Origin of the sequence: Bacteroides caecigallinarum (genome assembly GCF_021531075.1) — a bacterium.
GTDB lineage: Bacteria > Bacteroidota > Bacteroidia > Bacteroidales > Bacteroidaceae > Phocaeicola > Phocaeicola caecigallinarum_B.
The window spans coordinates 1-7,540 of sequence record NZ_JADYTJ010000079.1 but is presented as its reverse complement, the minus strand read 5'-3'; the positions used below and the strand labels follow the sequence as shown (position 1 = coordinate 7,540).

The window sequence follows — 7,540 nt, the reverse complement described above, 5'->3', positions numbered from 1 at the left end:
TATTTGGACATTATTCAAAACGTGTCAAGGAGTTTTACTGATATGAAACTTATGAGGGATCGTGTCGTTAATAAAACATTTTGTGAACCGCTTCCGCAAAATTAAAAATAACAATAAATAAAATGTCAATTGAATTATATCGCAATTAATGTGTTCTAAATGGATGTTAAAATATTTTGTGTTAAATGCCACAAATTAACATGTAGAAGAAAAATCAGATTTGTGAATACTATTTTTTATTACTTATGAAAGATGAAAAATGATATGCTTTTTCAGAACTGATGGTTTAAATTAAGTTGAAAATAGAATCCAGATGTAAGAGAAGAACTTATAACTGAATTCTATTTTCATTTGTACAAAATTTTGGACAGTGTCTTTTGGACAGTGTCTTGTGTTCTCATCTAAATACATAGACTTTTGCATTATGAAATAAAAGCTCAATATATTCCATTGCCTCATATGGGCTTAATCCCTTATTAAAAACAAGCATACAGTAAATGTGGCAATATTCATTATAGATATTAGTAGCAAAGATACCAGCATCATCAGTACCTACAACTATTGATGGTATCATTATTCCTTCTTTGCTCCACTTATACCAATTATAAAGATGATAAGTGGAGAAATCATGATGATGACCTATGATGACATTGCTTGTCGGCAATGTCTCAATGACAATTTGTTTTTGATGCATCATTTTTAATATGATTTTTTGCAAACAGTCTAGTTCTTTTTCTCCAAAAATCTCGTAAGCATCAACAATACATATTTCTTTTCCCTTTTTTCGTCCTTCTTCTGAATGATAATAGAGGCAAATTTGTTCGGAGGAACTTGGATTCTCAGAGTTTAATAATATTGGGTTTTCCTTTCTTAAACTCCAAGCTTCTATTAATTCACTTACACTGTATTTACTTGGATAAATCTTAGATGACAATTCTTCAATTCGCAGGGCTATCTTGGGAAGTAAAGGTAGTAAGTCATTTTCTTTCATCACAGCAATCAGATGATAAGCAAAAACAAGATCATCCAAATAATCTTCAATATGCATCCATATACGGTCGCCTATATTTTGTTTCCAGATTCTCACATCTACTCCGGCTGCTGTCGCATGACCTATTCTATCCCCGGCTTGTAACCCTAGAAATTCTATGGCTTCGTATATAGCCCTTAGTCCACTCAATATGTGAAAGAAATCTTCTCCTGCATGATAAGTAAAATGCCGTATACCATTTTTTCTTAGCCTGCGGAATGATGGCGCAAATACTTCTGGAGGAGTATCAAACTCACTGGCAGCTGCATCAGCACCTGTTACAAATTTTGCATAAGAACTATTTGTATTCATCAGAGCGATTAGTGCTTCAGTTCGCTGGTCAAGATCTTTACGTAATTCCGAAAATCTAATATTACCTTTAGATTGTTCACTTTTTTTTATAAAATGTGCAATTAACGATAATGAAGTAGTATGGGAAATTCCAACAGTATTTTGACTTTGCCTTAAACGATTATGACCTTCTACTATTTTATTAATAATAGTGGCATTATCATTTATAGAAGTCTTAGGAGAGAATCGGCCTTCAATATGACGGACGTTTCGCAAATCATTCCCTGCTAGTTGCAGAAAGCGTTGAGGATAAGTCTGTTCACTGAACTCTCTGAAATTGTTAGAGGTGTATTTTTGGAATTGCTCAAAACCAAAAGCATCAGTTTGCTGTACCAATAGCTTGTTGCAAACACCTAAAATGAGTAAATAGTAATGAAACAATCCGGCAACAGCCTTATCGTGTGAGTGCATGGCTAGGTAATCTAAAATCTTTATATAGAGTAGTCCTTCTAGTATCAATGGAGAAGCATCATACCCTAAAATTGATTTTATTGGATGTTCTTTATAGGTATCTCTCATTTCAACAAGTTTAGATAGGAGATTGTCAAAAGATTCAGAGTTAAAAATATCCTTTCCATTTGTTACCTTTTGGAATAGCCATTCTCTAATCCTACCTGCTATATTAAAAAGATGATAGAACTCAATCGGGGTGGATATATCTGTCAATTGTTCAAGTTGTTCTTTCACCTTGTCATTGCGATAAGCCTTATTTATATCTTGATATACTACTTCAGGATAGCGTAAAAAGTCATGCCATGCCAAATCTGTTTCTACAGCACCATTCAGATGGATATGCAAATCATCAAAACCGTGATTTTCTTCCCTCAATGTTTCCATTTCAGGAAGATATGCAGAAGGTATTGCCGTATTCTTAACAGAGGGTAATAAATAGCGATACGCAAAGTTTACAGCATCATCATCAATAGGTTCTGATTCTTTCCAAATTTTCATCGTTACTAATAACAATGGAGGAATTTGTGGTAAAAGTAACTGCCATTCGTTCATTTGTTCTCCTTTAACAAATATCTGTCTTTCTCTTATCTCAAGATACTCGTCAGCTAGTTTAGGAAGCCCTATTGTGAATAGTTCGCTCAATTCATCAATACCCAAAAACGAAAATTCTGTTCCCAAACGATAGTAGTGATCTGGAACAGAATATCCACGTTCTCGTACCTTTAACAGTATGGAACGTTTTACATCCTTCAGACTAACTGCAGTCTGTTTTTTATAGTATTTTTTCAGTGAACTGTTGTCTGACAACAGATACCGGAGATAAGAATTACTTTTCATATCATACGTTATTCTGCTCATTTTCAATACCTGGAGCCATAGCTTCTGTTGCTTCTATTTTGCGTTGATAGTTTTCTTTGAACGACTCTACGGAACTTTTATATACGTTGCTGAAAAGATCTGTAGAATTAATAAAATCGATGGCTTTGTTAATATCCCCTTCATTAATAATCTTTTCCTGTATTATATTGTCATTTATTTCATTATCCAACAGAATCTTTACTGTTTTTATCCATCCTTCCTTCTTTTCACCTGAAAATGACGGTTTTTCGTCAATATCGTCTTTAGTATTTATGCAGCATAATAATTCATAAACAGAATATGACTCTCTGGCAGTTGTTTTGAGTTCATCAATTATAAATTCTTGTAATTTGTCATAAGTCTCTTTATCAAGGAAACAATTCATCATAGGACAAGATATCATCCATTTAGTAAAGGTTAATTTGTTCATAATATCTGTCTTCCCTAAATTGTCCTTAAAATATCTTGTGTCTGTTCTCAAATTGCTATTATTAATTTCACCTTGTTCTTGAGCGGAGTTCTTTACTCTTGATTCCTCAATCAAACAAGCATTAAAAAAGTTTGCCACCATGATATTCATCATCTGACCGACTGAGCTGATTATAACATTTGATAAAGAGGTGTATAGACGTGTAATGATTCTACCTAATGCGTATGGAGGAAGCATGTAATCATGATAGGCTTCTTTCCATTTATACATCAATTCTGCTAACTGAAAAATCCCGTCTTGATTGGTTTCTACACCGAAATTATTACCATCTATTATTTCATCTAGTCCGTAGTAAATCTCATCTTGTGGCATTTGATAACTACGGAATAGTTTTAGATCATTGATACATCCTATCATTTCATCTTTATCTATGCATCTTAGTATATCACCAACCACAGCCAGCAGAGCCGCTAATGAATAATAGCTTTTGCTCTCATTGTTTTTGCTTTGCGTGATACGTATAAAGGGAAACATGGCCATCAATCTGATAAGAGGGCGTTCTTCTTTCTTTAGCACATTATCTAAAGCATTCATCTGCGTTTCTTTTGCTTTTTTTGCTTTTTCTCCCATAGCAAACAAGGATATATGTTCTTTCATGCTTCCCAATCCATTGCCTGCCACGTATGCCATAGTCAAGCCTATGTTGTTTTTCAATGACATCAACTGATTCCAACCTGAATATTTGCAAATTTTTATCGCTAAGTCGTTACTTTCAAAAGGTAAAACGACATTTCTGATGTATCCAATTCGCAACATATAGTCAAATATAAGGAATGGATTTTTCCTCAAATACCAACACTCTAGCAAGGTTATAGCCGTGAAATTACTATTAATATCTTTATCCGGTAATGTAGGCAGCAACAAATAACAATCCGGTAGATTTGCATTTTCATTCAAATACTCTAATAGTGCGATATTCACCATTTGTATGTTCGTATTCAATGCTTCGATATCAATGCCATGAGCATAGAGTCTGGATCTGAATACATCTAATGGTGGATTTTTTTCCTTTTCCATACAAGCATCTTTTAGAAAATGAATCTGCGAACGCAAGGACATAGATAACAGAAAATCTTTGAATGTATTTTTAGAAGGCATGTCAATAATTCCTAAATCATTCAGAATATTCAGGTATTGCTGACTCAGTTCAGTAACAACCTTTTCCGTCTTTACGTTTACAGTGATTTCGGAATTTTGTAGAAGTTGACCCAAAGAAAGCAGATTTATTCTGTTGGAGGGATTTAGTAGTTTTAGCATATATTGACTTTCCAATTCATTGGCCATTAGTTCACGGTGAGTACCATCAGGCATTTTCAAATTCTTGCATAATTCATACCGTACCAATGAACCATAAAGCTTGATGTTGCCGCTAACAATAGAGATAATCCGAGTGTCTGATAGATATCTCCTCAATGCTTCAAGCACATTCCATCCCTGTTCTACATCTACATCAATATCATCAAATGCCAAAATGAATGCTTTCTTGTCAAGAATATTCAATGCCATTCTTGTCATTTTTCTCAAATTAGCCTCAAACTCATTCGCATCGTTTACTTTAGTCAATCCCGTATGCATTACGTATGCTTCATCCTGCCATAATGAATTATTATAGTCATTACCAACATTGTCAATAGCGAATATTCCCCTTGAGATCTGGGTCATAACCTTGTCCCATGCTCTTTTTAGTTCGTATGTATCTGTGGTTGAACATTCTTTTGAACGTAGGACTGCTTCCACTTTCTGCTGTATCATAGAAATGACACAAAGAATAATAGGCTTCTTATGTTCCACTAACGTAGGATCAATCATCCTCAACACTTCCACATCATCTTTAAGTTCATTCTTACATTGGTTTAGAAGACTTATCATAAAAGACGTCTTACCCGAGCCTCTGTCACCAAAAATTCCGATTGTACGATATAGATGGGTCAAGAAAACATTCTGATCTTCTTGCATATCAGTCTGTTGCAGTTGATTACGGATAATGCTTATTGTCTTATCCAAATCCTCTTTGTGTATCTGTTGTTCACTTTCGAAACCATGAGCATATAGACTATTATTTAAATCTATAACGATTTTTCTTTTATCGGCCATATCATTATATATTATTAATCAGTAGACTTATATTTTCTTTATTAGGACAAACAATTGAAAGATAACAGTTTATTCAATATTTGCATAATATATCATGAAATATACTTGTTTTAAGCTAATTAAAGCTATGCAAGCAACTCCAATTAATAACAAATATACGAATAATACATTATAATTTTACAAAATATTGCCACATATAATGTTATAAAATCCATATATATCGTTTTACTGAACAAGGAGGAAGATAAAATCAATTTTCCCCTTTATTTTATTTAGTCTTACTTTATTTAATGTATGTTAATATGTGGGTAAAATAAAGTTACTTTGACCAGATATTACCGTGTGAAAAGACAACCTTAATTATCAAGGTTGCATTGTATCCTGACATTAGTACTAAGTGGAGATGCTATAAGTTCTCACAGTACACGGCTAAGCGTACAAAAGGTATATGTGTATGCATTGTGGACCCCGTTATTTGCTTCATATCGGCTTTTCTCTAAAAAAATTGCTGTTTCTCAAGAAAATACGTAATTTTGCGCCGTCAATTGAATAAAAATATAAAGTTTACAATGCTGCAAAGAAGAATGAATAATTGGAACACCGTATCAGATCGAGGCATAAAATGCTTTGAGAGAATGGGGCATGTCCATACTTTGGGCATTGGAGCATTCTATACTTTTGGAGACATTTTCCGACTAACGTTTGATAAACGATTGGGGATACGATGAGGCTGGTATCCCGTTGAAATGATAAATGAAAACCGTCGGAAAGTCCTTACCAAACTTTTCGACGGTTTTTATTATGTGCCTGCTGGTGACGTTCCCACGATGCGCTCTTCTCGTCAATTCCGTCCACAGGCAGAATTATAACGTATTATTAACCGCGCAGTGATGCGCATGAATAAAAAGATTATGAATTATAAATTTGACGGAAACAGGGTGTTCTTTACATCCGACACTCACTTCAACCACACCAATATCATCAGGTTCTGCAATAGGCCTTTCAAGGATGTATCGCACATGAATGAAACGATGATTTCCAACTGGAACCGCGTGGTCGGCCCGGAGGATATCGTGTTTCACTTGGGCGATTTCTGTCTGGGAGGTTCTGCCGAATGGATAAATGTACTGAACAGGCTAAACGGGAAAATATACCTTATTTCCGGCAACCACGACATCAAGAACCTGAGGCAGAATTACACGAGATACTTCGAGCATATAGCAATGCAGATGTATATCGAGGTCGATAAACAGAAGATTTATCTGAATCATTGTCCGTTCCTTTGCTATGGCGGCTCATACAATGGCACCTGGCAGCTTTTCGGACACGTGCATACCAGTAGGAACAATACCGGAAAGGATGCACCTCGGCTGAGTATGCTTCTTCCTACACAATATGATGTCGGAGTGGACAACAACGATTTCACTCCGGTCTCATTTGCGCAGGTGAAGGCAATCATCGGGAAACAGATTGAACAATCAAGGAAAGGAGAACAGTAAGATGAAGATACAATACATGAGTGATCTGCACCTAGAATTTCAGGAGAATAGCATGTTTCTGAAACAGAAAGAGATACCAGTAACTGGTGAGATTCTGGTATTAGCCGGTGATATATTCTATCTGAAGGATAAGATTGCCCCACGGGCAAAGTTTTGGAAATGGGCATCTGAGAACTATAGGCAAGTCTTGATTGTTCCCGGTAACCATGAGTATTACAATTATTCGGATGTAATGGAGCGTGGCTTACAATGGAAATGGATGTTACGTAAAAACGTGGGATATTATCAAAATCAGGTCGTAAGTATAGACGATACCGATTTTGTTTTAAGTACGCTATGGTCGCGAATCAATCCGAGCGATGAGTATTTCGTGTGGAAAGGCATGAACGATTTCCGACAGATAAAATATAATGGGAAATTGCTCCAGACAGAAGAGTATAATGAGATGCACGAAGTTTGTATCAGTTTTATCCGGAAAAGTATCATAGAAAGTAAGGCAAGACATATCATTGTTGTAACACATCATTTGCCTACCTTTCAGGTTGTGGCACCTTATCATAAAGGTTCTGTACTGAATAGTGCCTTTGCAAGTGAATATGGAAATTTGATCTGTGATAACCGGATTGATGCATGGATATATGGACATTCACATACAAATATTGACTCAGAGATTGGTGGTACTAAATTACTGTCCAATCAGATGGGATATATTTTCCAAAACAAGCATTTAGAGAATGGATTTGATTCTGGTAAATATATTGAAAT

Annotated in this window: 4 protein-coding genes; 2 read left to right on the top strand and 2 right to left on the bottom strand. The window is 35.2% G+C overall.

From position 1 onward, the window contains the following. Positions 1 to 397 precede the first annotated feature (397 nt). Together I6E11_RS13790 and I6E11_RS13785 are read right to left on the bottom strand one after the other, a co-directional pair. Positions 398 to 2,671 carry an amidohydrolase family protein gene (locus I6E11_RS13790; protein WP_235338722.1) on the bottom strand — a complete coding sequence of 758 codons (2,274 nt, stop codon included), beginning with the start codon at positions 2,669 to 2,671 and terminating at the stop codon, positions 398 to 400. Between the two features lies 1 nt (position 2,672). Continuing rightward, positions 2,673 to 5,276, bottom strand: a complete 2,604-nt coding sequence (locus I6E11_RS13785; RefSeq protein ID WP_204482259.1) for a P-loop NTPase fold protein — start codon at positions 5,274 to 5,276, stop codon at positions 2,673 to 2,675. Positions 5,277 to 6,187: 911 nt separating this feature from the next. On the opposite strand from I6E11_RS13785, the gene I6E11_RS13780 reads away from it, so the two are divergent. After that, positions 6,188 to 6,775, top strand: coding sequence for a metallophosphoesterase (locus I6E11_RS13780; protein ID WP_204482260.1), 588 nt, complete (start codon positions 6,188 to 6,190; stop codon positions 6,773 to 6,775). Position 6,776: 1 nt separating this feature from the next. Beyond that, on the top strand, positions 6,777 to 7,540 hold a 764-nt coding region (locus I6E11_RS13775), incomplete at its 3' end, for a metallophosphoesterase (RefSeq protein ID WP_235338721.1).

Bases quoted from the DNA above. Each gene is read 5' to 3' on its own strand.
- I6E11_RS13790 (WP_235338722.1), bottom strand. From the start codon at position 2,671: ATGAAAAGTAATTCTTATCTCCGGTATCTGTTGTCAGACAACAGTTCA.
- I6E11_RS13785 (WP_204482259.1), bottom strand. From the start codon at position 5,276: ATGGCCGATAAAAGAAAAATCGTTATAGATTTAAATAATAGTCTATAT.
- I6E11_RS13780 (WP_204482260.1), top strand. From the start codon at position 6,188: ATGAATTATAAATTTGACGGAAACAGGGTGTTCTTTACATCCGACACT.